The following is a 25160-nucleotide window of genomic DNA, read 5'->3' as shown; positions in this document are numbered from 1 at the left end:
TTCCGACGAAGATCCTCCCAGGCCGCCCCACCACAGTGTCCCGCATGCCAGCGCGCCTTAACCTGCGACGTCCCACAGTGGCGGTCAACGCCGCCCTCGGAGTCGCCCTCGTCGCCGGGGCCTTCTGGGCGTACGAGACCCTGTCAGGACCGGACACCACGACGGCCGCCAACGCCTCGGTCCGCTCGGTGGCGGTCCAGACGGGCACGGTCACCAAGACCGTGACCGCCGACGGAACCGTCGAGAGCGCGAGCACGGCGTCCGCCAGTTTCGTGACCGGCGGAACGGTCACCGCGATCAACGTCAAGGTCGGATCGGTGGTGAAGAAGGGGCAGGTGCTCGCGAAGGTCGATCCGGCCGACGCGCAGCGCACCCTGGACGCCGCCGAGGCCGACCTGGACGCCGCGAACGACTCGCTCGACCGGGCCGAGACCGCCGGGTCGGACACCTCCAGCGCCGAGAACGAGGTCGAACAGGCCCAGCTCGCGGTCGACTCGGCCGAGGCCGGGGTCGAGGGCTGTGTGCTCAAGGCCCCGATGGCCGGCACCGTCACCGCGGTCAGCGGCACGCTCGGCAGCTCGTCCTCCGGCACCGGCTCCTCGTCCAGCGGCAGCAGCAGTGGCGGCGGCAGCCAGGGCGGCGGCAGCTCGTCCTCGAGCAGTTCGTCGTCCTCCTCGTCCGGCTTCGTCGAGATCGCCGACCTGACCAAGATGCAGGTCACCGCGGCCTTCGCCGAGGCCGACGCGACCAAGCTCAAGGAGAAGCAGGTCGCCCAGGTCACCTGGAACGCGCTGTCCGGCACCGCCGCGGCCGCCAAGGTCACCGCGATCGACCCGTCCGCGACCACCAGCAACAGCGTGGTCACCTACGGGGTCACGCTGACCCTGGACAAGGTGCCGACCGGCGCCAAGGTCGGCCAGACCGTGTCGGTTTCGGTCACCACCGGCAGCGTGGAGAACGCGACCTTCGTCAACTCGGCCGCCGTCACCACGGTCGGCACCCGGCACTCGGTGACCGTGGTCGCCAACGGCGCCCAGGAGACCCGGCAGGTCGAGATCGGGCTCGAGGGCGACGAGGCCACCCAGATCACCTCCGGGGTCACCGCCGGCGAGCAGGTCGTCCTGAAGACCACGACGACCAGCACCAACAGCAATCAGGGCGGCTTCGGGAACTTCGGTGGCGGCGGCGCCCCCGGCGGCGGCACCGGCAACTTCGGTGGCGGCACCGGCGGTGGACCGCGATGAGCCGGCCGGTCCTCGAGGTCCACGACCTCAGAAAGATCTACGGCGAGGGCGAGGCGACGGTACGCGCCCTGGACGGGGTGTCGCTCGTCGTCGAGCGGGGCGACTACGTGGCCATCATGGGCTCGTCCGGCTCCGGCAAGTCGACCCTGATGAACATCCTCGGTGCGCTCGACGTGCCGTCGTCCGGCACCTACCACCTGGACGGCGTGGACGTGAGCAAGCTGGCCGACCGGCAGCTGGCCCTGGCCCGTAACCGGCTCATCGGCTTCATCTTCCAGGCGTTCAACCTCATCCCGCGGACCTCCGCGGTGGCGAACGTCGAGCTTCCCCTCGCGTACGCCGGGGTGAAGCCGAAGGAACGCCGCCGCCGGGCCCTCGCCGCTCTCGGGGTGGTCGGCCTCGCCGACCGTGCCCGGCACGAGCCCAACCAGCTCTCCGGTGGTCAGCAGCAGCGCGTCGCGGTGGCCCGGGCACTGGTCACCGAGCCGGCCCTGCTGCTCGCCGACGAGCCGACCGGTAACCTCGACAGCCACTCCACCGAGGACGTTCTCAACGTCTTCGACCAGCTCAGCACGGCCGGCCGCACCATCGTGATCATCACGCACGAGCCGGAGGTCGGCGCCCGCGCCAAGCGGCTGATCCGCCTGGTCGACGGAAAGATCGTCGAGGACAACCGGCAGTCGCCGCTCCACCAGCCGCCGGTGGGCGCCTTCGCAGGACGGCACGCCCAATGAGCTTCCAAGAGGTAGTGCGCTTCGCACTTCGCGGTCTCAGCGCCAACAAGCTGCGGTCTTCGCTCACCATGCTCGGCATCCTGATCGGTGTCGCGGCGGTGATTCTGCTGGTCGCGGTCGGCAACGGGTCGGCCAAGGCGATCAGCGACCGGATCGAGGCGCTCGGCACCAACACCATCACGGTGATGAGCGCCGGCCGCGGCGGGTCGACCAACACCGCGCTCACCACCGAGATGGCCGACGCGCTCACCGACGAGTCGATGGCCCCCGACGTGAAGTCGGTGTCGCCGGTGGTCAGCTCGTCCGCGACGATCACCTACGAGGGCACCGACCACGACGTCAACTCGTTCGTCGGCACCACCCCCGGCTGGTTCACCGCGTCGAACACCCCGGTCGGCGAGGGCGCGGCGTTCACCGCCGACGACGAGGCCCAGGCCCGGCGGGTCGTGGTGCTCGGCCAGACCGTGGTCGAGGAACTCTTCCCCGGCGTCGACCCGATCGACAAGCAGGTCACCGTGGGCGGCGCGCTGTTCACCGTGGTCGGCGTGCTGGACGAGAAGAGCTCCACCGGCCAGAACGACGCCAACGACACCGCGGTGGCGCCGATGAGCGCGGTCCGTCAGGTGCTCACCGGCTACGGCGCCCTCAGCTCGATTTTGGTCGAGGCCAAGGACCCGGACAAGGTCGACCTGGTGCAGTCGGAGGTCTCCACGATCCTCGACCAGCGGATGACCGCCACGTCCTCCTCGACCAGCACGACCAGCACGCCCTACCGGATCCAGAACGCGTCCCAGCTGCTGGAGACGCAGACCGCGACGGCCGACACGTTCACCACGCTGCTCGGCGCGGTCGCCGCGATCAGCCTGCTGGTCGGCGGCATCGGCATCACCAACATCATGCTGGTCACGGTCACCGAGCGAACGCGGGAGATCGGCATCCGCAAGGCGCTCGGCGCCCCCAGGCGGGTGATCCTCACCCAGTTCCTGATCGAGGCGACCCTGTTGAGTGTGATCGGCGGCGCCCTGGGCGTCGCGGCCGCACTGATCGGCAGCAGCTTCGAGATCGTCGGGGTCAAACCGGTGATCGTGCCCAGCTCGGTCGGGCTCGCCCTGGGCGTGTCCATCGCCATCGGACTGTTCTTCGGCGGCCTGCCCGCCAGCCGCGCCGCCCGCCTGCGTCCCATCGACGCGCTGCGTTACGAGTGAGGACCCGCTGTGACTCCTTTGAATGACGACACCGCCGTTATCTCCACCGTCCCGGATTACGACGAGCCCCGGGCGAACGACGACCTGGCGGTGGAACTCGCCAAGGCCGCGCCGAAGAAGTGGTGGAACAAGGCCACCATCGTGCTCACCGCGGTCGTGCTGCTGGTCGGCGGCTTCGTCGGCGGCCTGCAGGCGCAGAAGCAGTGGGGCACCTCGTCGACCACCACCGCCGGCGGCCGCACCGGCACCGGCAACTTCCCCGGTGGCGGCACCGGGGCGGGCCGCTACGGCGCCGGGGCCGGTGCCTACGGCGGCGGCTTCCCGGGCGGCGGCACCGGCACCGGCCAGCAGGGTGCGGGCACGGGCCAGCAGGGTGCGGCCAACGGCGGCACGGCCACCACCGCGGCGGCCGGCACCACCGGCACGGTGAAGCTGGTCGACGGGACGACGATCTACGTGCAGACCGAGAGCGGCGACGTGGTGACCGTCAAGACCGACGGCAAGACCACGGTGTCGACCGCGAGCAAGGGCAAGGTCTCCGACGTCAAGGCCGGTCAGTCGATCACCGTGCAGGGCGCGACCGGTACCGACGGCACGGTCACCGCGACCTCGGTGACCGCGGGTGCTAAATAGATCGATCTCTTGCATGTGACAAGGTCAATATGTTGTCACATGTGAAGGCATTGATGCATGCCCCTTAGGTTCCTACGCTGAATCCACAGCTCGGACCTAGGGGGTGACCCGCGTGCAGGCCGACGCGACGCTCCTCCGTGGCCGTGGCGCGCTCCTCGCCGCCGTCGAAAGCCGACTCGCGGCCGGCGGCGGTGTCGCGCTGCACGGCCCGGCCGGGATCGGCCGGACCGCGATCCTCGACGCGGTCGCGTCGACCGCGTCCGCGCGCGGCGAGCTGGTGCTCCGGTTGCGGCCGGTGCGCACCGAGCGCTCCCTGCCGTACGCCGGAATCGCCGACCTCGTCTCGCAGCTGCCGGAGGATGCCGCCGCCGCCCTGCCGCCCGCCCAGCGTGCCGCGCTGGCCGCGCTGCGGCAGGGCCTGCCGCCCCGGGGCGGGACCGCCGCGCTGGTCCGCCGGCTCGTGCTGCCGCTGCTGCTGGCGCACTGCGCCCGCCGCCGCGCCGTGCTGCTGGTCCTCGACGACGCGCAGTGGCTCGACGCCGAGTCGGCCGAGATGATCGGCTTCGCCATGCGTCGCCGGCCCGGCCCCCGCGTCCGGGTGGTCGCCGCGCAGCGCCGCCCCGACCCGGCCGGCAAGCGCCGGGCCGCCCGGCTGTGCCCCGCGCCGGTCCTCGAGCTGGCCGTGCCGCCGCTGGACGCCGACGACCTGACCGCCCTGCTCGAGGCCCGCGGCCTGCCCTGCCGCACCGCCAGCCGGATGCACGAGGCCAGCGCCGGCAACCCGTTCCTCGCCCTCGCGTTCGGCGGCGCGGTCGCCCCCGGCCCGGCCTGGCGCCCCGCCCCGATCCCGGAGGCGGCCCGCGAGCTGCTGCGCGACCGGCTGCTCGCGCTGCCGGCCGACGTGCAGGGCACCCTGCTGGTGGCGGCGCTGGCCACCGAACCGACGATCACCGTTCTGCTGCGGGCCGGCCGCGACGACGCCGCCCGCGACCTGCGGCTCGCCGCCGCCGGCGGGGCGGTCGAGCTGGCCGGCGACGCGATCCGGTTCACCCCGCCGCTGCTCGCCCAGGTGCTCGCCGAGGACTCCACCGCCGCCGAACGCTCGGCCGTGCACACGGCCCTGGCGGCCGGCGCGATCGACCCCCTCGAAGCGCTGCGGCACCGGGCGCTGCGCACCGCCCGGCCGGACGCCGCGGTCGCCCGGTCGCTGGGGGCGGCCGCCGACCGCTGCGCCGACCGTGGGGCCGGCCGCACCGCCGCCGAGCTCTACCTGCTCGCCGCCGACCGCTGCCCGCACACGCTCACCGCGCAACGGCTCGACTGGCTGGTCGTCGCCGCCCGCACCGCGCTCACCGGCGGCGCGTCCGCGCTGGCCGGCCGGGCCGCCGAGGCGGTGATCGCCGCGGACGCCCCGGCCGGGCACCGGGTCCGGGCCCGGCTGGTGCTGCTCGACCTGGCCGGGCAGGCCCTGGCCGAGATGGGCGAGACGTTCGCGGCCGCCCTCGCCGAGGCCGGTGACGACCCGGCGCTGCTCGCCCCGGTCCGGCTGCGGCTCACCTGGGCGGCGTTCCTCACCGGCGACCCCGACCGGGCCGCCACCGAGGCCGCGCGCACGGTTGCCGCCGCCCGGCAGGCCGGCGACCCGACCACCGAGGCGATGGCGCTCAGCCTGATCGCCCAGGTGCAGCGGCTGCGCGGCGAGGCGCACTGGACCGAGACGCTGGGCCAGGCCCTGGAGTTGCCGGCCACCCCCGCGCCGGACTGGCTGCACTACGGCCCGCGCTACATGGCGGCCCGGTTCGCCATGATGGACGACCGGCTCGACGAGGCCCGCGAGGAGCTGCTCAAACTGCTGGTGGTCGCCGAGCACGACCGGATCGGTGAGGCCCGGGTCGAGGTGCTGCGCAGCCTGTCCGAGGTGGCCACCCGGGCCGGCCGCTGCCGCGACGCCCTGCAGTATGCGCACCGTGCCGTCGAGGCCGCCCAGTTCGCCGGCCTCAGCCCCGGCCCCACCTGGTATACGGCGGCCGTGGCCGAGCTGGCCGGCGGCAGCCTCGCCGCCGCGGCCGGGTTCGCCCGCCGCGGGGTGCGCGCCTCCGAACAGGAGGGGGACAGCCTCTACCTGCGCCGCAACCTGCACGCGCTGGGCCAGGCCGAGCTGCGCGCGGGGGACACCCGGGGCGGGGTGGCGGCGCTGCGCCGGCTGCGCGACCTGGAGGCCGACTCCGGTGGCGCCGACCCGATGATCGTGCGCTGGCACGGCGACCTGGCCGGCGGGCTGGCCTCGCTCGGCGAGCACGCCGAGGCGGCGGCCACCCTGGCCGAGGCACGGGCCGCCGCGCACCGGCTCGGCAACACCCCCGGCACCCTCGGCTACCTCGACCGGGCCACCGCGGTGGTGCTCTCCGAGAGCGGCCAGGCCGACTCGGCGGTGGTGCTGTCGGCCGCCGCCGCCCAGCACTTCGAGCAGCTGCACCAGCCGATCGAGCAGGCCCACGCGCTGCTCGTGCAGGGCGGGGCCGAGCGGCGCCGCCGCCGGTACGCGGCGGCCCGGATGGCGATCAGCGCGGCGCTGACCATCTTCCTGGCCGCCGACGCGAAACCGTGGGCCGAGCAGACCGAGCGCGCGCTGGCCCGCACCGAGGGCACCTCGGCCCCGGCCGACCTCGGTCTCACCTCGACCGAGCTGCGCATCGCCGGGCTGGTCCGGGACGGCGCCAGCAACCGGGAGATCGCCACCCAGCTCTACCTCAGCGTCAAGACCGTCGAGGCGACGCTGACCCGGGTCTACCGCAAGCTCGGCGTCCGCTCCCGCACCCAGTTGCTGTCCCGTCTGCAGGGCGTCGAGAACCCGCCCCAGGTGTCCGAAGTCACGACGAGCGCCTGACCAGCCAATTGTCGACGGAGAGTGACCCCGGCGACATCCAGCGCGTGGTGGCCGTCACTTTTGGATCGGGAGTTTTACCTGCTCGATTTGGGGATGAAGCGGCAGGAGAGGATGGTTGTAGGTGAAGGCGACGAAGCCTCTCGCCACTACTATCCGTAAGGGGACCCGCAACCATGCAGCTCTCCAGGAGACTCCGCGACGCACGTACCAGCCTGGCCAACCGCCGGACCATGCGTGTCGCCCACCGCCGGCTCGCCGATGAGCTCGCGTCGTTCCGCACCGTCGCCGAGCGCGCCGAGCTCGACGAGCTCCTCAGCCGCCACAGCAGCGAGGAGACCCGGGAGATCCGGGCCATCCTCTACCGTCAGGACCTCGAGCGTCAGCAGACCAGCGCCCGGCAGACCGCCGGCCTCGGTGGCTACCTCGGCTGAGCCTGGTCGTCGCTGACCACCGGCGTACTGCTACTGGCCCGGACGCTGCCCGCATGGGCCTTCGCGTCCGGGTCTTTTCGCACCTTCATCAGGCTGGCCACCGTGGTGACGACCAGGACGACCACGATCACGACGAGGGAGATGCCGGTGCTGACCTCGGGCACCGAGTTGCTGATGTCCTTGTGCGCCCAGTGCAGCACCAGCTTCGCGCCGATGAAGGCCAGGATGATCGCCAGCCCGGTGGACAGGTAGACCAGCCGGTCGAGCAGGCCCTTCACCAGGAAGAACAGGGCACGCAGGCCGAGCAGGGCGAAGGCGTTGGCGATGAAGACGATGTACGCCTCGTCGGTCACGCCGAACACGGCCGGGATCGAGTCGAGCGCGAACAGGATGTCCGAGCTGCCGATCGCGATCAGCACCAGGAAGAGCGGCGTGAACATCCGCCGGCCGTCGATCTTGGTGATCATCTTGCCGCCGACGTAGTCGTCGGTCATCGGCAGGAACCGGCGGCCGGCCTTGACCAGCGCGTTGTCCTCGATGTCCGGGTCCTCGTCGCGGTGCCGGAACAGCTGCACCGCGGTGAAGATCAGCAGCAGGCCGAACAGCAGGAACATGAAGGAGAACAGGCTGAGCAGGGTCGCGCCGAGCGCGATGAAGATGACCCGCAGCACCAGCGCGATGATGATGCCGAAGGTCAGCACTTCCTGCTGATACTTCTCCGGCACCGCGAACGTCGTCATGATGATCACGAAGACGAACAGATTGTCGACCGAGAGACTCTTCTCGACGATGTAACCGGCAAAATACTGGGCTCCGAAATCCCAGCCCGAGACCATGCCGAAGACGACGCCGAACGCGATCGCCACCGCGATGTAGAAGGTGGACCAGGCGGCCGCCTCACGGAAACCGACGGCGTGCGGACGCAGCACGCCGAGGGTCAGGTCGAGGGCGAGCAGGGCGACGATGACGCCGATCGTCAGCGTCCAGCCGAGCGCGGTGACCTCAAGCATCAGGGAAGAACCTCCGGGCTATGAAGCGGGGTGATTCCTAAGAATTGTCCCCGCTTCCCCTGGGAAGTACCTGACAAACGGCTACGCGACCTGGAACGACCTCTTGGCCAGGCCCATCCAGAAGCCGTCGATCGGCTGCTCCGGCGCCCGCTCCGGGTCGTCGGCCGCGCCCAGGGTGAGGAACATCGGCGCGAAGTGCTCGATCGTCGGGTGCGCGAACGGCATGCCCGGCGCCCGGTCGCGGAACTCGGCCAGCTCGTCGACGGCGCCGCGGGCCAGCGTCTCGGCCGCCCAGGCGTCGAACTCGCGGGACCAGCCGGGCGCCGCCGCCTGCGGCCGCCAGTCGCGCAGGAACGGCAGGCCGTGGGTGGTGAAGCCGGAGCCGACGATCAGGACGCCCTCGTCGCGCAGCGGCGCGAGCCGGCGGCCCAGGTCGAGGAGCCGGTCCGGTTCGAGGGTGGGCAGCGACATCTGCAGCACCGGGATGTCGGCGTCGGGGTACATGACGGTCAGCGGCACGTATGCCCCGTGGTCGAGGCCGCGGTCGGTGCGGGCGACCCGCTCGCTGTCCGGCATCAGCTTCTCGATCCGGGCGGCCAGCTCGGGGGCGCCGGGGGCGGCGTACTTCGTCTCGTAGAAGCGGCGCTCGAAGCCGCCGAAGTCGTAGACCAGCGGCACCGTCTCGGTCGCGCCGAGCATCAGCGGCGCCGACTCCCAGTGCGCGGAGGCCATCAGGATCGCCTTCGGCCGGGGGAGGCCGGCCGTGAGCTCCTGCAGCTGGGCAACCCAGCGTTCGTCGTCGACCAGGGGCGGGGCGCCGTGGCTCAGGAACAGGGCGGGCATGCGGCTCACGGGAAACCTCCGTTGAAGCTTCAACTAACTGAAGGCAAGAGTACGCCGACTTATTTGCGCCGTCAACTAACTGCCGGTCAACACTACGCTGAGTATATGTCGGCGATCATCAATACTGTCCGTTATGGTTCGATTGCTGCCGGATCAAGCCATCGGGGTCGATCGACATGATCGCCACGCAGTAACTCGGACGTGGGTTAAATTCGTTTTACAAGCAGTCGCCACTCTTTTAAGCGCTGCTGGTCAGAGGCTTTGCCAGAAATGCATTTTCGATCCGGCCATGGTGGATCCGAAGTTGCTCCGCATAGGACGTTGCAACTTGCACCTCGCGCTGGCATGCTACGCGATGTTGCGCTGGGGGGCGCGCACGGTTACTAATAGCGACAATCGATGGAAACTACCGTCGGTAATCGCTACCGGAAGACACCGCACCACATAAGGAGGGCCCCGGAGTGGCGTCGTCGCCGCAACTCCCCCTCGCCGATGATCTGTTCTTGACCGCGCACGACACGGTCAAAGGCAAGTCCCTGCTGACGCCGGCCACCCTTGGTCTCGGGCTCGCAGCGGCACTCATCGGCGAACTCGTTTTCTGGCGGCGGCTGGATCTGATCGACGGGAAGCTCGCGCTTATCGACGATCGGCCGACCGGCGATCCGGCCACCACCGCGGTTCTGGACCAGCTGTTGCGCGAGGGGCATCACCGCGCGGTCCGCGACTGGATCTCATTCCTGGCCACCGGCATAGCCACCGACCTGGTGGAACGCCGTCTCTCCCGGGCCGGGCTGCTGCTGCGGCAGGAGAAGCGCGGCCTGCTCGGCACCAAGGTGTCGTTCGTCCCGGCCGACTCGATGGTGGCCGGCTGGCCCGCCACCCGGATCCGCACCTTCATCGGGCGCGGCGAGCTGCTGGACGTCCCCGATCTGGTCCTCGGCGGTCTGATCATGGCCACCGGTCTCGACCAGCACGTCTTCCTCACCCTTGACGCCCGTGGCCGCGGGCAGCTGTTCGATCAGTTCCGGCGCCGCCTTCCGGCCATGCTGCAGGATCTCGTCGCGCACTGTGAGGCCTCGGTCGGCGACGCCGTCATGGCCCGGCGCGCCTGATCCACCCCCCACCACCCCCTCGAAACCCCCTCAACCCCCTCCTGGAGACCCGCGTGTCCACCACCGCTTCACCGCCGCAGAGTCAGCTCTCATCAGCTTTGGCTCGCGACCGCCTCGGCGTCGCCGCGGTGGTCTTCTTCGTCATGTCCGCGGCCGCGCCGCTGACCGTGGTCGCGGGCGTCGTGCCCACCGGCCTCGCGGTCACCGGCCTGACCGGCATCTCCATCGCGTTCGCGGCATTGGCCGTCGTTCTCGCCCTGTTCGCCGTCGGCTATGTGGCAATGGCCCGGCACATCGCGAACGCCGGCGCGTTCTACGCCTACATCTCGCAGGGCATCGGCCGGCCGGTCGGCGTCGGCGCGTCCTGGCTGGCCCTCGCGGCCTACAACTGCTTCCAGATCGCCGCGTACGGCGGCTTCGGCGCGATCGCGTCCCCGCTGTTCAAGGACTGGTTCGGCCTCGACATCCAGTGGTGGATCCTGGCCCTGGTCTGCTGGGCGATCACCGCCGTTCTCGGCGTGCGCGACGTCGCGGTCAACGGCAAGGTGCTCGCCACCCTGCTGGTCGCCGAGATCATCCTGGTCGTGGTGTTCAGCTTCGCCGACCTGTTCTCGCCGAACTTCCACGCCTCGTCGGCCCCGGTCGACCCGGGCAGCCTGGTCGGTGCCGGCTCCGGCGCCCTGCTGGCCATGGCGATCACCGGCTTCGTCGGCTTCGAGCAGTCCGTGGTGTTCTCCGAGGAGTCCCGCGACCCGCGCCGCACCGTCTCCCGCGCCACCTACATCGCCATCTCGCTGATCGCCGTGCTCTACGGCTTCGCCGCCTGGACGATGATCTCCGCCGCCGGTGACGACGTGGTCGCCCGGGCCGGCAACGAGGGCCCCGACCTGTTCTTCAACGTGGCGTCCGACCAGCTCGGCAGCACCGCCGTGCACCTCGGCCACGCGCTGTTCCTGACCTCGCTGATCGCCGCGATGATCTCGTTCCACAACATCATCTCGCGGTACACCTTCTCGCTCGGCCGCGAAGGCGTGCTGCCGCGCGCCTTCGGCAAGACGGTGCCCGGCACCGGCGCCCCCAAGAACGGCTCGCTCGCCCAGTCGGCGCTCGGCCTGGCCGTCATCGTGCTCTACGCCGTGATGGGCTGGGACCCGCTGGTCCAGATGTTCTTCTGGGGCGGTTCGGCCGGCGGCATCGGCGTCCTGCTGCTGATCACCGTCACCTCGATCGCGGTCATCGGCTACTTCGCCAAGCACCCGGAGGGTGAGGACTTCTGGCACCGCATCGGCGCCCCGGTCCTCGGCACCATCCTGCTGCTGGTGATGAGCTACCTGACGCTCGCCAACATCGCCACCCTGTTCGGCGTCGAGCCGGGCAGCGGCCCGACCTGGGTCGTCCCGCTGACCTTCGGCGTCGTCGTGATCGCCGGCGTGCTCTGGGCGCTGGTGCTGCGCAGCAGCCGCCCGGACGTCTACTCCGGCATCGGCCTCGGTGCCCGCAGCTCGCAGTCGGGCAGCGGCGGCGGCGGATTCGCCGCGGCGCTCGCCGGCGACCAGGGGCAGCACCAGTGACGGAGAAGTTCGAGATCCGGCCGGCGCGCGAGGACGAGCTCGCCACGGTCGGTGCCCTGATCAGCCAGTCCTTCTTCCACCTCGGCGCCTGCGTCTATCTGGTGCCGCCGGTGGAGGACAGGTTGAAGGTGCACAACGACTACTTCACCCTGCTCACCGAGCACGCGCACAACTACGGCCGGGTCGACGTGATCGACGACCCGTCCGGTGACGGCCTCGCCGCCACCGCGGTCTGGTTCGACTACACCCGCGAGGCGCCCGACCCGCCGAACTACGACGAGCGGCTGCAGGGCCTGGCGGGGGAGTACCTCGACCGGTTCCAGGCGCTCGACGAGCTCTTCGCCGCGCACCACCCGCACGACCCGCACTGGCACCTCGCGTTCCTGGCGGTCCATCCGGACCGCCAGGCGCACGGTCTCGGCGGGAAGCTGATGGCGCGCACCCACGACGAGCTCGACGCGGCCGGCGTTCCGCAGTACCTCGAGGCGACGAACGAGAACAACGTGCGTCTCTACCGGCGGACCGGCTACGTCGACATGCAGCCGTTCGAGATGCCGTTGCCCGACGGCACGAACTTCTTCCGGATGTGGCGCAAGGTCTGACCCTGGACCTGAGCAGAAGGGGCGCGACCACCGTCCGGTCGCGCCCCTTCTGCACGCTCACTCACCAGTCGAACTCGGGGCTCCGCGCGCTCCCGGCCGGCAGCAGCGGCCGCTCGGTGTAGCGCCAGCTCTCCGCCACCACGTACCGCCCGCCGCGCGGCGGCTCCAGCTCGGCCGGCCCGCAGCTGTGCTTCAGGGCGAAGTCGGTGAACATCAAACCCTTGCAGGTGTACGGGCCGGCCACCACCTCGTCGCTCGACGCGTCCCGCACCGTCAGCGACACGTCGGCCTGGATGCCCGGAGCCGCCTCGATCTGGCCCATCACCCGCACCGCCGGGCCCACCGAGTGACATGGCCGGGCCAGCACCGGATGACCGAGACTCCAGCTGTACTCGTCGCCGCACCGCCACGGTCCGAACTCGACCTGCGCGCCGGCCTGCACCGGTCCGGCCGAGATTCCCGCCGACACCTGGGCCCCGCCATCCGGCGGCTCCGGTGCCGCCGTGATCCCGGCGGCGTGGCCGGTGAGGCCGGCCGCCTGGACCGCGGCGACCGGTGTCGGGGCCGCTTTCGACGGGATCGTGGGCGCCGCTCCGGCCACTCCATCGGCGGCCGGCCCGCTCGGCCGAGGCCCGGCCGGCGGGTCGGCGCTGATCGCCTCCGGCGTCTCCGGCGTGTTCAGCAACTCCCAGGCCTTGAAGCCGCCCAGGCCGGAGAGCACCACCGCCGCCGCGACCAGGGTGGCCATCAGCCCGTGCCGCCGGAACATCCACGACCGGGGGCCGTTGCGCGGGGGCCGGCGCCGGGCCGCCGGCCGCAGCGACGGATGCGGGCGGCCGAGCTGCGCGGTCGCCCCGGACAGCTCCGCGGCCCCGGCCGTGACCGCGGTCAGCGCCGGCATCCCGGCCACCGACCGGGCGAGTTCGCGCAGCGCGGTGCCCAGCTCGGCGGCCGACGGGCGGCGGCCCGGATCCTTGTCCAGGCACCATTCGATCAGCGACCACACCGCGGGCGGCATGCCCGGCGGCGGCACCGGCGTGTCCTCCAGGTGCCGGCCGAGCACGGCCAGGGGCTCACCGGAATACGGCGGCCGGCCGGTGACCAGCTCGAACAGCACGATGCCGGCCGAGTAGACGTCGGATGCGGGCTCGGCGTCGCCCTGGATCGCCTCCGGTGCCATGTAGTGCGGCGTGCCGACGATCGCCTGCGGGGTGGTGAGGCCGGCCGCGTCGAGGACCCGGGCGATGCCGAAATCGGTCAGCCGGACGTCGTACCGGCCGTCCTCGCTCTCCTGCAGCAGGATGTTGTCCGGCTTCACGTCCCGGTGCACCACGCCCAGCTCGTGCGCCTGGCCGAGGGCCGCCGCGACCTGGGCGAGCAGCAGCGCGGCCTCGGCCGGCGGCAGCGTCCCGGCCGACTGCAGCCGGTTGCGCAGGCTGCCGCCGCTCACGTAGTCCATCACCAGGGCGAGCGAGCCGCCCACGCTGAAAAGGTCGTGCACGCCGACGATGTTCTCGTGCCGCATCATCATCAGGATGGTGCGTTCCTGGACGAAGCGGATGACCAGTTTCGGTTGCCGCAGCAATCCCTCGTGCAGCAGCTTCACCGCCACGGGCTCGCCGGTCGACCGGTCGATGCCGCGCCACACGGTGCCGGTGGCACCGTGCCCGACCGGGCAGACGAGCACGTAGGAGTTCCCTACGCAGCGGCCGCTCAGATCGGCGGTGGCGGCCCCGTCCGGGGTGGCCCCACTCATGGAGAGGGATGACTGCAAGTGACGCCGTCCTTCCGAGATCTCGGTGCATGACGCCGGATGGCGACGCCGATCGTCCCGATCGATCCCGGTTGGAGCAACCTGATGATGCCCGTTCTGTCACATTCGGCGAGTCGCCGTCACTGCCCGTATCCGAGGATTCACCTGACTCGTTTCACTTCTCAGCCTGCTGAGAGGTTCAGCTCGAAGCTGTAGCGGCTGGCCCGGTAGAGGTGGCTGCCGTATTCGAGGGCCCGGCCGCGGTCGTCCCAGGCCGTCCGGGTCATGGTCAGCAGGGATGCTCCGCGCTTCTCCTCGAGGGTGCGGGCCTCGGTGGCGGTCGCCGAGCGGGCGCCGATCACCTGGGTGGCGATCCGCGGCACGTGGCCGGCCCGGCGCAGCAACTCGTAGAGGCCGCGCTCGGCCAGGTCGGCCGGCGTCACCTCCAGGACGTCGCGCGGGATGGCGTTGTGCATCAGGGCCAGCGGCTCGCCGCCGGCGAAGCGCAGCCGCTCGATCCAGGTCACCTCGGTGCCGATGGGCAGGTTGAGGGCGGCGGCGACGGTCGCGTCGGCGGCGACGACCTTGAGGTCGAGGACCGTGGTGTGCGGCTCCTTGGCCCCGGCGATCAGGTCGTCGTAGAGGCTGGACAGCTCGACCGGGCGGCGCACCTTGGGGTGCACGACCTGGGTGCCGACGCCGCGCTTGCGCACCAGCATGCCGCGCTCGACGAGGTATTGGATCGCGCGGCGCGTCGTCGGGCGGGACACACCGAGCCGCTCGGCGAGGTCCACCTCGTTCTCGATCCGGGCGCCGACGCCGATCTCGCCCTTCTCGATGAGCTCCTGCAAGCGCGTCGCCACCTGGTAATACAGCGGCACCGGGCTGCTCCGGTCCACTTCCACCGGGCGCGCCGGGGTGAGATCGGAAGTCACGACGTCCCCCAAGATTTTCCATGTCTGCTCAAGACTCTGTTCAATGTCCGCTCAAGACTTTGTCAGGACAAAGTATTGACGTAAGAGCCCTCACGTTATTACATCGAGGACAGCAAACCTAGCGTCGCCGGTCGGCTACCGACGGCATCAACCGCTTCTTCATCGCGCCGTAACGAGCACGGCATCAGCGCGCCGACGCGCGCCCATTTTGGGACCAATTGCCGGAGAGCGAAGGGACTCGCATGCCCGCCGACGAGGTACTGACGATCGGACGTATAGGCGTTGACCTGTACCCACAGCAGATCGGGGTCTCGCTGCGTGAGGTGCAGACCTTCGCCAAGTTCCTCGGCGGCAGCGCGTCCAATGTGGCGGTCGCGGCCGCCCGCTACGGCCGGCGCAGCGCGGTGATCACCCGCACCGGCGACGACCCGTTCGGCGCGTTCCTGCACGACGCGCTGCGCGGCTTCGGGGTGGACGATCGCTTCGTCACGCCGGTGCCGCAGCTGCCGACGCCGGTGACGTTCTGCGAGATCTTCCCGCCGGACGACTTCCCGCTCTACTTCTACCGCTTCCCCAAGGCCCCCGACCTGGAGATCAACGAGTCCGAGCTGGACCTCGACGCGGTGCGCACGGCCGGCATCTTCTGGATCACCGGCACCGGCCTGTCCCAGGAGCCGTCGCGCTCGGCCACCCTCGCCGCGCTGAAAGCCCGCGGCCGGGCCGAGCACACCGTCTTCGACCTCGACTACCGGCCGATGTTCTGGGAGTCCCGCGAGGTGGCCCGCCGGTGGTATGCGGAGGCGCTGCCCTACGCGACGGTCGCGGTCGGCAACCTCGACGAGGCGTACACCGCGGTCGGTGTCCGCACCCCGGCCGAGGCGGCCGACGCGCTGCACGCGGCCGGTGTCGAGCTGGCCGTGATCAAGCAGGGCCCGAAGGGCGTGCTCGCGTCGCGGAAGGACGGTGAGCGGGTCGAGGTGCCGCCGGTCCCGGTCGACGTGGTCAACGGCCTCGGCGCCGGGGACGCGTTCGGCGGCGCCCTCTGCCACGGCCTGCTCGCGGGCTGGGATCTCGGGGCGACGATGCGCTTCGCCAATGCCGCCGGAGCGATCGTCGCATCCCGGCTGTCCTGCGCGGACGCGATGCCGACCGAGGCCGAGGTCCGCGCGCTGACCGGCGCGGAGGCTCTCCGTGGCTGAGCTCGCCGACCTGCTGGAAGTGCGCCGGACGAACCCGGACGCGATCGCCGCCGCGGCCGTCGCGCGGAAACGGCCGGCGAACCTGTTCGGCGGGCCGCACGGCAAGCTGATGATCATCGCGGCCGACCACCCGGCGCGCGGCGCGCTGCGGGCCGGCGCCGACCCGCTCGCCATGGCCAACCGGGTCGAGCTGCTCGACCGGCTGCGCACCGCGCTGGCCCGGCCGGGCGTCAACGGCGTGCTCGGCACCCCCGACATCCTGGAAGACCTGCTGCTGCTCGGCGCCCTCGACGACAAGGTCGTGATCGGCTCGATGAACCGGGGCGGGCTGGCCGGGACGTCGTTCGAGATGGACGACCGGTTCACCGCCTACGACGCGGACAGCATCGCGGCGGCCGGGTTCGAGGGCGGCAAGATGCTGCTGCGCATCGACCCGGACGACGCCGGCACCGTGGCCACCCTGGCGGCCTGCGGCACCGCGGTGAGCGAGCTGGCCGCGCACCGCCGGATGGCGATGGTGGAACCGTTCATCTCGCACCGGGTCGACGGCCGGGTCCGCAACGAGCTGACCGCCGAGGCGATGATCCGGGCGATGACGGTCTCGGCCGGCCTGGGCACCACGTCCGCGTACACCTGGCTGAAGGTGCCGGTGGTGCCGGACATGGCCCGGGTCATGGCGGCCACCACGCTGCCCGCGCTGATCCTCGGCGGCGAGGTGTCCGACGACGCGTCGGCCGCCTACGCGCAGTGGGCCGAGGCGCTGAGCCAGCCGACCGTGCAGGGCCTGGTGATCGGGCGTTCGCTGCTCTACCCGTCCAAGGGCAGCGTCGCCGACGCCGTCGACCGGGCCGTGGAGCTGCTGTGATGGCCAGGGTCAATCCGTTGATGCGGCGGGGGAGCACGTCCGACAAGCCGTTCGAGACGGTGGTGTCGCCGGAGAACGCCGGCTGGCGGTACAGCGGGCTGCGCGTCCTCGACCTGCCGATCGGGGCGCGGGCCCGGTTCCACACCGGGCCGGACGAGATGCTGGTCCTGCCGCTGGTCGGCGGCTGCGACGTGACCTGCGACGACGAGCGGGTCACGCTGACCGGGCGGCGGTCGGTGTTCTCCCGGGTCACTGACTTCGCGTACGTCCCGCGGGATTCGTCGGTGACCGTGCGGGCGCCGAACGGCGGCCGGTTCGCGTTGCCCGCGGCCCGCGCCGAGCGGCGGCTGCCGTTCCGCTACGGGCCGGCCGAGGACGTGCCGGTCGAGCTGCGCGGGGCCGGCCAGGCCAGCCGCCAGGTCAACAACTTCTGCACGCCGGAGAGCTTCGAGGCGGACCGGCTGATCGCCTGCGAGGTGCTCACCCCGGGCGGCAACTGGTCCTCCTACCCGCCGCACAAGCACGACGAGATCGCCGCCGGCGAATCCAGCCTGGAGGAGATCTACTACTTCGAGGTGGCGCCGTCGCCGGCGGGCGGTGCCGGGGCCGGCTTCCAGCGGGTGTACGGCCACCCGGACCGCCCGATCGACGTCTGCGCCGAGGTGCACTCCGGCGATGTCGTGCTGATCCCGTACGGCTGGCACGGCCCGTCGATGGCCGCCCCCGGCTACGACCTCTACTACCTGAACGTGATGGCCGGGCCGGGCGACCGGGAGTGGCTGGTGCGCGACGACCCGGCGCACGGCTGGGTGCGCGGCTCCTGGGCCGGTGTGCCGGTCGACCCCCGGCTGCCCCTGACCTCCTGCAAGGAAAGGACTCGCTCGTGAGACTCACCGTCGGCCAGGCCGTCGTCCGGTTCCTGGCCAACCAGTGGACCGAGCGCGACGGGGTGGAACAGCGCACGATCGCCGGTTGCTTCGGCATCTTCGGCCACGGCAACGTGGCCGGCATCGGGCAGGCGCTCCTGCAGGCGCAGCGGACCGGCCTCGTTGAATCGGATTCAGTGGATCTTCCTTATTATCTCGCCCGCAACGAGCAGGCGATGGTGCACGCGGCGGCCGGCTTCGCCCGGATGAAGAACCGGCTGTCCACGATGGCCTGCACCGCGTCGATCGGACCGGGCTCGACAAACATGCTCACCGGGGCGGCGCTGGCCACCGTCAACCGGCTGCCGGTGCTGCTGCTGCCGTCGGACGTCTTCGCCACCCGGGCCGCCTCGCCGGTGCTGCAGGAGCTGGAGGACCCGCGGTCGTACGACGTGAGCGTCAACGACGCGTTCCGGCCGCTGTCCCGTTTCTTCGACCGCGTCTGGCGGCCCGAGCAGCTGCCGTCGGCGCTGCTGGCGGCGATGCGGGTGCTGACCGACCCGGTGGAGACCGGCGCGGTCACCCTCTGCCTCCCGCAGGACGTGCAGGCCGAGGCGTACGACTTCCCGGACGCGCTGTTCGCCAAGCGGGTCTGGCACGTGCCGCGACCGCTCGCCGAGCCGGCCGCAGTCGAGCGCGCGGCCGAGGTGCTGCGCAACGCCAAGCGGCCGCTGCTGATCGCCGGGGGCGGGGTCATCTACGCCGAGGCGTCGGCCGAGCTGGACCGGTTCGCCCGGGCGACCGGCATCCCGGTCGCCGACACCCAGGCCGGCAAGGGCGCGCTCAGCTGGGACCACCCCAACTCGGTCGGCGGGGTGGGCTCGACCGGCGCGCCGGTCGCCAACCGGCTGGCCCGCGACGCCGACGTGATCATCGGGGTGGGCACGCGCTACAGCGACTTCACCACCGCCTCCCGGACGGCGTTCGCGAACCCGGACGTCAAGTTCATCAACATCAACGTGGCCGGGTTCGACGCGGCCAAGCAGTCCGCCTACCCGATCGTCGCGGACGCCCGGGACGGGCTGCGGGCGCTGCAGGACGCCCTCGACGGCAAGCAGTTCCCGACCGGTTACCGGGTCGGCGTCGCCGAGTGGCAGGTGACCGTGGATTCGGCGTACCGCATGGGGCATGGACCCCTGCCCGCTCAGGCCGAGGTGATCGGGGTTGTCAACGAGGCGTGCGCGGAACGCGACGTGGTGGTGCAGGCGGCCGGCAGCATGCCCGGTGACCTGCAGTTGCTGTGGCGGGCCCGGGATCCGAAGCAGTACCACGTGGAGTACGGCTACTCCTGCATGGGCTTCGAGATCGCCGGTGCGCTCGGCATCAAGATGGCCGACCCGTCCCGCGAGGTCTATGCGCTGGTCGGCGACGGCTCCTACCTGATGATGTCGCAGGAGATCGTGACCGCGATCGCCGAGGGCATCAAGCTGATCGTCGTCCTGGTGCAGAACCACGGCTTCGCGTCGATCGGCGCGCTGAGCGAGTCGCTCGGCTCGCAGCGGTTCGGCACCAGCTACCGCTTCCGCGGCGACCGGCAGGACTACGACGGCAACTACCTGCCGGTGGATCTCGCGGCCAACGCGGAGAGCCTCGGCGCCGGCGTCATCCGCTGCCGGACGATCGCCGACCTGCGCGACGGGCTGAAGCGCGCGCGGGAGGCCGACCGGCTGACGGTCGTGCACATCGAGACCGACCCGCTGTCGCCGGTGCCCTCCTCGGAGTCGTGGTGGGACGTGCCGGTGCCGGAAGTTTCCGATCTGTCGACAACTCAAGCGGCCCGCGGCGTGTACGACACCGCCAAGCGTGGCCAGCGGCAATACCTCTAGACGGGACAGCAGATGGCAACCATCGAGCACTGGATCGGCGGGGAGTTCACCGCCGGCCAGTCGGCAAGAAGAAGCCCGGTCTTCAACCCGGCGACCGGCGAGCAGCAGCACGAGGTGGTGCTGGCCTCGGCGGCCGACGTGAACGCGGCGGTGGGGGCGGCGAAGGCGGCCTTCGCGTCGTGGAGCCAGGCGTCGCTCAGCAAGCGTACGAAAATCCTCTTCAACTTCCGCGAGCTGGTGAACGCGCGGGTCGGCCAGATCGCCGAGCTCATCTCCGACGAGCACGGCAAGGTGCTCTCCGACGCGGCCGGCGAGGTGCAGCGCGGCCTCGAGGTGATCGAGTTCGCCTGCGGCATCCCGGAGCTGCTCAAGGGCTCCTACACCGACCAGGCCTCGACCGGCGTCGACGTGTTCAGCTTCCGCGAGCCGCTCGGCGTCTGCGCCGGCATCACCCCGTTCAACTTCCCGGCCATGGTGCCGATGTGGATGCACCCGGTCGCGATCGCCTGCGGCAACACGTTCGTGCTCAAGCCCAGCGAGCGCGACCCGAGCGCGTCCAACTACGTGGCCGGGCTGTGGCGCGAGGCCGGGCTGCCGGCCGGCGTGTTCAACGTGCTGCACGGCGACAAGGAGGCGGTCGACGGCCTGCTCCGGCACCCGGACGTCGCGGCCGTCTCGTTCGTCGGCTCCACCCCGATCGCCCGCTACATCCACCAGGAGGCGAGCGCCGGCGGCAAGCGGGTGCAGGCGCTCGGCGGGGCCAAGAACCACGCCATCATCCTGCCCGACGCCGACCTCGACTTCGCCGCCCAGCACCTGGTCGCGGCCGCGTTCGGCTCGGCCGGGGAGCGGTGCATGGCGATCTCGGCGGCGGTCGCGGTCGGCAGCGCAGGGGACGCGCTGATGGACCTGGTGTCGCGCAAGGCGGCCGAGGTGAAGGTGGGTCCCGGCCGCGACCCGAGCTCGGAGATGGGCCCGGTGGTGACCGCGGCGGCCAAGGAGAGGATCGAGTCGCTGATCGGCAGCGGCGAGAAGCAGGGCGCGAAGCTGCTGGTCGACGGGCGCGGGCTGCGCGTCGACGGGCACGAGGGCGGGTTCTTCGTCGGGCCGACCGTGATCGACCAGGTGCAGCCGTCGATGGACGTCTACACCGAGGAGATCTTCGGGCCGGTGCTGTCCACCGTGCGGGCCGACGACGTGGACTCGGCCATCGACCTGATCAACGCCAATCCGTACGGGAACGGCACCGCGATCTTCACCAGCAGCGGTGAGGCCGCGCGCCGATTCCAGCGTGGGGTGCGGGTCGGCATGATCGGGATCAACGTCCCCATCCCGGTGCCGATGGCCTACTACTCCTTCGGCGGGTGGAAGGACTCGCTGTTCGGCGACAAGCACGTCCACGGCCCCGAAGGGGTCTCGTTCTACACCCGCGGCAAGGTCGTGACCTCGCGGTGGCCGCACGTCGATCACGCGTCCGGCGCTTCCCTGCACTTCCCAACGGCTAGCTAAGGACCTCCACCGCCCCGCCGCCACCCTTGACCCGACTGAAGGCTGGTCTTTTTATGGAAATCCGTCATCTGCAACTGGGTTCCTGCCCCGACTCGTGGGGTGTCTGGTATGCCGACGACCCGCGTCAGACCCCCTGGCGGCGGTTCCTCGACGAGATGGTGGCGTCCGGCTACCACTGGCTGGAGCTCGGGCCGTACGGCTACCTGCCGACCGATCCCGCCCAGCTCGCCGACGAGCTGGCCGAGCGCGGGCTGTCGGTGGCCGGCGGCACGGTCGCCGGGGCCGGCGGGCCGCACAAGGACTTCGGCGCGGTCGTCGAGGCGACCCGCAAGGTGGCCGCGCTGACCGCGGCGGTCGGCGGCGAGAACGTCATCTTCGTGCCGGTGCCCGGCTACCGCGACGACGTCACCGGCGCCTACCTGGAGGCCGCCGCGCTGGACGCCGACCAGTGGAAGTCGCTGACCGACAACAGCAACACGCTCGGGCGGATCCTGCTCGAGGAGTACGGCCTGCACATGCGCTTCCACCCGCACGCGGACTACCAGGTGGAGACCCAGGAGCAGACCGAGCGCTACCTGGCCGGGACCGACCCGCGGTTCGTGTCGCTGTGCCTGGACACCGGCCACCTCGCCTACCGCCGCGCCGACGTCCCGGGGCTGATCCGCAAATACCCGGACCGGGTGGGCTACGTCCACATCAAGCAGATGGACCCGGCGATCGCCGCCCGCGCGGTGCGGGAGGATCTCGCGTTCGGCCAGGCCGTCGCGATGGGCGCCAGCGTCGAGCCACCGGCCGGCAGCCCGGACATCCCGGCCGTGATGGACGCCCTGAGCGAGCTCGACGCCGAGCTGTTCGTCGTGGTCGAGCAGGACATGTACCCGATCGCGTTCGACGTGCCGCTGCCGATCGCCCAGCGCACCCGCTCCTACCTGAACTCCGTCGGCCTCCACTCCCGGGCCGGCACCGTCCACCACAAGGAGATACCCGATGATCCGGCCTAGCCGTACCCTTCGCGTCGTCGCCGCTCTCTCCGTGACCGCCCTCGCGGCCACGGCCTGCAGCGGCGGTGGCCGCGAGAAAACCGACGACACGACCAGCGGCGGCGGCAACGCCGCCGGCAGCTCCGGGTACACGATCGCGTTCATCACCCACGAGACGCCCGGCGACACCTTCTGGGACAAGGTCAAGAACGGCGCCCAGCAGGCGGCCAAGGACACCGGCGTCACGATCAAGTACTCGAACGACCCGGAGGCGCCCAAGCAGGCGGTGCTCATCCAGAACGCGGTCGACTCCAAGGTGAACGGCATCGCCACCACGCTGGTCACCCCGGACGCCCTGGCCGGCTCGGTGAAGGCGGCCACCGACGCCGGCATCCCGGTGGTCGGCTTCAACTCCGGCATCGACGACTACCAGCGGCTCGGCGCGTTGATGTACTTCGGCTCGGACGAGACCCTGGCCGGGACCGCGGCCGGCAAGCGGATCGGCGAGGCCGGCGGCAAGCACCCGCTGTGCGTGATCCAGCAGACCGGGTCGGTGGCCCTCGAAGCGCGCTGTGCCGGCGTCAGGAGCTCGGTGCCGGGCGCCGAGAACATCCAGGTCAACGGGGCCGACGACGCGGCCGTGACGTCGACGCTGCAGGCCAAGCTGGCCCAGGACAAGACGATCGACTACATCGTGACGCTGGGCGCCCCGCAGGCGATCGACGCGCTCAAGGCGATCGACCAGGCCGGCAGCAAGGCCAAGGTGGTCACCTTCGACCTCAACCAGGAGGCCGCCCAGGACATCAAGGCCGGCAAGATCGAATTCTCGATCGACCAGCAGCCGTACGTCCAGGGCTACATGGCCGTCACCTCGCTCTACCTGAACATCAAGAACGGCAACGACATCGGCGGCGGCAAGGCCGTGCTGACCGGGCCGTCCTTCGTGGACAAGAACAACATCGACAAGATCCTCCCCTTCACCAAGAACAACACGCGGTAGGCGAGCGGTCATGACACAGACACTCGAAGCGCCGCCCGCGCCGACCCCGTCCAACCGGGTCAAGCTCGGTCTGTCCAACCGGCTGCTGGCCCGGCCCGAGATCGGCGCCCTGGTGGCCGCCGTGATCATCTTCATCTTCTTCCTGGCGCTCGCGCCGTCCTTCCGGTCGGCCGAGTCCTTCTTCACCGTGCTCTACCAGTCGTCGGTGATCGGCATCGTCGCCTGCGGGGTCGGCCTGCTGATGATCGGCGGCGAGTTCGACCTGTCGGCCGGCGTCATCGTCTACACGGCCGGCCTGTTCAACTCGATGTTCTGCTGGTATTACGGCGTCAACCTGTGGATCGGCGCGCTGCTGTCGCTCGCGTTCTGCCTGCTGATCGGCTTCCTCAACGGCTACCTCGTGATGCGGACCGGCATCCCCAGCTTCCTGATCACACTCGGCACGTTCTTCGTCCTGCAGGGCGCCAACCTCGGCGTCACCAAGCTGGTCACCGGGACGGTCTCCAGCCTGGACGTGAGCAAGGTCGACGGGTACGCCTCGCTCGGCAAGGTCTTCTCGTCCAGCTTCAAGATCGGGTCGGTGACGGTCTGGACCTCGGTCATCTGGTGGATCCTGTTCGTGGCCATCGCCGCCTGGGCGCTGCAGCGGACCCGGGTCGGCAACTGGATCTTCGCGGTGGGCGGTAACCCGGACAGCGCGCGAGCGGTCGGCGTGCCCGTCCTGCGTACGAAAATCGGGCTCTTCATGACGGTGTCTTTTCTCGGCTGGTTCGTCGGGATGCACCAGCTGTACCGGTTCAACACGCTGCAGGCCGGCGGCGGCGTCGGCAACGAGTTCCTCTACATCATCGCGGCGGTGGTCGGCGGCACCCTGCTGACCGGCGGCTTCGGCAACTCGATCGGGGTCGCGATCGGCGCGTTCATCTTCGGCATGACCAGCCTCGGCATCATCTACGCCGGCTGGGACCCGAACTGGTTCAAGGCCTTCCTCGGCGTGATGCTGCTGCTCGCGGTGCTGGTCAACCTGTACGTCAAGCGGATGTCGACGATGCGGAAGGTGGGCTGAGCCGTGACCGACACCCTCGCGTCGCACGCGGACCGGCAGCTGTACAAGGGCGAACCGCTCATCGAGATGGACGACGTCGGCAAGTCCTACGGCGCGATCCGGGCGCTGCGCGGCATCAACCTGCGGGTCAACGCGGGCGAGGTCACCTGCGTGCTCGGCGACAACGGCGCCGGCAAGTCCACCCTCATCAAGATCATGTCGGGGTTGCACCCGCACAACGAGGGCACCCTGCGCGTCGACGGCACCCCGGTCACGTTCAGCAGCCCCCGCGAGTCCCTGGCGCACGGCATCGCGACCGTCTACCAGGACCTCGCGGTGGTCGGGCTGATGGAGGTCTGGCGTAACTTCTTCCTCGGCTCCGAGCTCACCGCCGGCAACTTCCCCCTCGCCGGGCTCAAGGTGCGGCGGATGCGCGAGATCGCCGACGAGGAACTGCGCAAGATGGGCATCGTCGTCAAGGACATCAACCAGCCGATCGGCACCCTCTCCGGCGGGCAGCGGCAGTGCGTCGCCATCGCCCGGGCCGTCTACTTCGGCGCGCGGGTGCTGATCCTCGACGAGCCGACCGCCGCGCTCGGCGTCAAACAGTCCGGCGTGGTCCTCAAATACGTGGCCGCGGCCCGCGCCGCCGGCCTCGGCGTCGTCTTCATCACCCACAACCCGCACCACGCCTACATGGTCGGGGACCACTTCGTGATCCTGAAGCTCGGCGAGACCGCCCTCGACAAGACCCGCAAGGAGGTCAGCCTCGACGAGCTGACCACGCAGATGGCCGGCGGCGACGAGTTGGCCGAGCTGTCCCACGAACTCGGCCGCAAATAAGGAGACC

22 protein-coding genes are annotated in these 25160 nt (G+C 70.9%); 18 read left to right on the top strand and 4 right to left on the bottom strand.

The features are described 5' to 3' along the window. Positions 1–44: 44 nt before the first annotated feature. The 6 genes from Adu01nite_RS32585 to Adu01nite_RS32560 all read left to right on the top strand — a co-directional run bounded on the left by Adu01nite_RS32585 (position 45) and on the right by Adu01nite_RS32560 (position 7134). Complete coding sequence (locus tag Adu01nite_RS32585; protein ID WP_203732657.1) at positions 45–1244, top strand: efflux RND transporter periplasmic adaptor subunit; 1200 nt, start codon at positions 45–47, stop codon at positions 1242–1244. Next, positions 1241–1978 (top strand): ABC transporter ATP-binding protein, encoded by a 738-nt coding sequence (locus Adu01nite_RS32580; RefSeq protein ID WP_203732656.1) that lies wholly within the window; start codon positions 1241–1243, stop codon positions 1976–1978. Before Adu01nite_RS32585 ends, Adu01nite_RS32580 begins: the two co-directional genes overlap by 4 nt. Next, complete coding sequence (locus Adu01nite_RS32575) at positions 1975–3183, top strand: ABC transporter permease (protein WP_203732654.1); 1209 nt, start codon at positions 1975–1977, stop codon at positions 3181–3183. The genes Adu01nite_RS32580 and Adu01nite_RS32575 overlap by 4 nt, the downstream gene beginning before the upstream one ends. A gap of 9 nt (positions 3184–3192) precedes the next feature. Further along, complete coding sequence (locus Adu01nite_RS32570) at positions 3193–3816, top strand: hypothetical protein (protein WP_239132860.1); 624 nt, start codon at positions 3193–3195, stop codon at positions 3814–3816. A 112-nt stretch (positions 3817–3928) separates the two neighbouring features. After that, on the top strand, positions 3929–6703 hold the full coding sequence (locus Adu01nite_RS32565; protein ID WP_203732652.1) for a LuxR family transcriptional regulator: 2775 nt from the start codon (positions 3929–3931) through the stop codon (positions 6701–6703). Between the two features lie 173 nt (positions 6704–6876). Continuing rightward, complete coding sequence (locus tag Adu01nite_RS32560) at positions 6877–7134, top strand: hypothetical protein (RefSeq protein WP_203732650.1); 258 nt, start codon at positions 6877–6879, stop codon at positions 7132–7134. On the opposite strand, the gene Adu01nite_RS32555 is transcribed toward Adu01nite_RS32560, so the two are convergent. Together Adu01nite_RS32555 and Adu01nite_RS32550 are read right to left on the bottom strand one after the other, a co-directional pair. Further along, positions 7122–8144: a TerC/Alx family metal homeostasis membrane protein gene (locus Adu01nite_RS32555; RefSeq protein WP_203732648.1), complete on the bottom strand. Its 1023-nt coding sequence runs from the start codon at positions 8142–8144 to the stop codon at positions 7122–7124. The two genes, Adu01nite_RS32560 and Adu01nite_RS32555, sit on opposite strands and share 13 nt — an antisense overlap. A gap of 81 nt (positions 8145–8225) precedes the next feature. After that, positions 8226–8987 carry a dioxygenase family protein gene (locus Adu01nite_RS32550; RefSeq protein WP_203732733.1) on the bottom strand — a complete coding sequence of 254 codons (762 nt, stop codon included), beginning with the start codon at positions 8985–8987 and terminating at the stop codon, positions 8226–8228. 461 nt (positions 8988–9448) lie between these two features. Here Adu01nite_RS32550 and Adu01nite_RS32545 point away from each other — a divergent pair, with 461 nt between their 5' ends. From Adu01nite_RS32545 to Adu01nite_RS32535, 3 genes are read left to right on the top strand one after another with little or no spacing between them, the layout of a single operon-like run. Further along, positions 9449–10099 (top strand): GOLPH3/VPS74 family protein, encoded by a 651-nt coding sequence (locus Adu01nite_RS32545; RefSeq protein WP_203732646.1) that lies wholly within the window; start codon positions 9449–9451, stop codon positions 10097–10099. Between the two features lie 53 nt (positions 10100–10152). Beyond that, entirely contained in the window at positions 10153–11670 is a 1518-nt protein-coding gene (locus Adu01nite_RS32540) for an APC family permease (protein ID WP_239132858.1), read from the top strand. Then, positions 11667–12272 carry a GNAT family N-acetyltransferase gene (locus Adu01nite_RS32535; protein WP_203732644.1) on the top strand — a complete coding sequence of 202 codons (606 nt, stop codon included), beginning with the start codon at positions 11667–11669 and terminating at the stop codon, positions 12270–12272. The genes Adu01nite_RS32540 and Adu01nite_RS32535 overlap by 4 nt, the downstream gene beginning before the upstream one ends. 61 nt (positions 12273–12333) lie before the next feature. Here the strand turns inward: Adu01nite_RS32535 and Adu01nite_RS32530 are convergent, their stop codons facing one another. Both Adu01nite_RS32530 and Adu01nite_RS32525 read right to left on the bottom strand, forming a co-directional pair. Then, positions 12334–14028: a serine/threonine-protein kinase gene (locus Adu01nite_RS32530; RefSeq protein ID WP_203732642.1), complete on the bottom strand. Its 1695-nt coding sequence runs from the start codon at positions 14026–14028 to the stop codon at positions 12334–12336. Between the two features lie 179 nt (positions 14029–14207). Next, positions 14208–14960 (bottom strand): GntR family transcriptional regulator, encoded by a 753-nt coding sequence (locus Adu01nite_RS32525; protein WP_203732640.1) that lies wholly within the window; start codon positions 14958–14960, stop codon positions 14208–14210. A gap of 242 nt (positions 14961–15202) precedes the next feature. On the opposite strand from Adu01nite_RS32525, the gene iolC reads away from it, so the two are divergent. The 9 genes from iolC to Adu01nite_RS32480 are packed head-to-tail and all read left to right on the top strand — an operon-like array spanning position 15203 to position 25153. After that, a complete protein-coding gene (gene iolC, locus Adu01nite_RS32520) occupies positions 15203–16159 on the top strand; it encodes a 5-dehydro-2-deoxygluconokinase (RefSeq protein ID WP_203732638.1) in 957 nt (318 codons plus the stop codon). Beyond that, positions 16152–17024, top strand: a complete 873-nt coding sequence (locus Adu01nite_RS32515; protein ID WP_203732636.1) for a Cgl0159 family (beta/alpha)8-fold protein — start codon at positions 16152–16154, stop codon at positions 17022–17024. The genes iolC and Adu01nite_RS32515 overlap by 8 nt, the downstream gene beginning before the upstream one ends. Further along, positions 17024–17911 carry a 5-deoxy-glucuronate isomerase gene (gene iolB, locus Adu01nite_RS32510; RefSeq protein ID WP_203732634.1) on the top strand — a complete coding sequence of 296 codons (888 nt, stop codon included), beginning with the start codon at positions 17024–17026 and terminating at the stop codon, positions 17909–17911. The genes Adu01nite_RS32515 and iolB overlap by 1 nt, the downstream gene beginning before the upstream one ends. Beyond that, positions 17908–19776, top strand: coding sequence for a 3D-(3,5/4)-trihydroxycyclohexane-1,2-dione acylhydrolase (decyclizing) (iolD, locus tag Adu01nite_RS32505; RefSeq protein WP_203732632.1), 1869 nt, complete (start codon positions 17908–17910; stop codon positions 19774–19776). Before iolB ends, iolD begins: the two co-directional genes overlap by 4 nt. A 12-nt stretch (positions 19777–19788) precedes the next feature. Next, a complete protein-coding gene (locus Adu01nite_RS32500; protein WP_203732630.1) occupies positions 19789–21285 on the top strand; it encodes a CoA-acylating methylmalonate-semialdehyde dehydrogenase in 1497 nt (498 codons plus the stop codon). 53 nt (positions 21286–21338) lie between these two features. Continuing rightward, complete coding sequence (locus Adu01nite_RS32495; RefSeq protein ID WP_203732628.1) at positions 21339–22286, top strand: TIM barrel protein; 948 nt, start codon at positions 21339–21341, stop codon at positions 22284–22286. Next, positions 22273–23265 (top strand): sugar ABC transporter substrate-binding protein, encoded by a 993-nt coding sequence (locus Adu01nite_RS32490; protein WP_203732626.1) that lies wholly within the window; start codon positions 22273–22275, stop codon positions 23263–23265. The genes Adu01nite_RS32495 and Adu01nite_RS32490 overlap by 14 nt, the downstream gene beginning before the upstream one ends. A 10-nt stretch (positions 23266–23275) precedes the next feature. Next, positions 23276–24331, top strand: a complete 1056-nt coding sequence (locus tag Adu01nite_RS32485) for an ABC transporter permease (RefSeq protein WP_203732624.1) — start codon at positions 23276–23278, stop codon at positions 24329–24331. Positions 24332–24334: 3 nt separating this feature from the next. Next, complete coding sequence (locus Adu01nite_RS32480; RefSeq protein WP_203732622.1) at positions 24335–25153, top strand: ATP-binding cassette domain-containing protein; 819 nt, start codon at positions 24335–24337, stop codon at positions 25151–25153. Positions 25154–25160: the final 7 nt, after the last annotated feature.

Origin of the sequence: Paractinoplanes durhamensis, assembly GCF_016862175.1 — a bacterium.
Classification (GTDB): Bacteria; Actinomycetota; Actinomycetes; order Mycobacteriales; family Micromonosporaceae; genus Actinoplanes; species Actinoplanes durhamensis.
The sequence above is the reverse complement of the archived record's forward strand: the minus strand, read 5'-3'. Positions and strand labels throughout refer to the sequence as shown.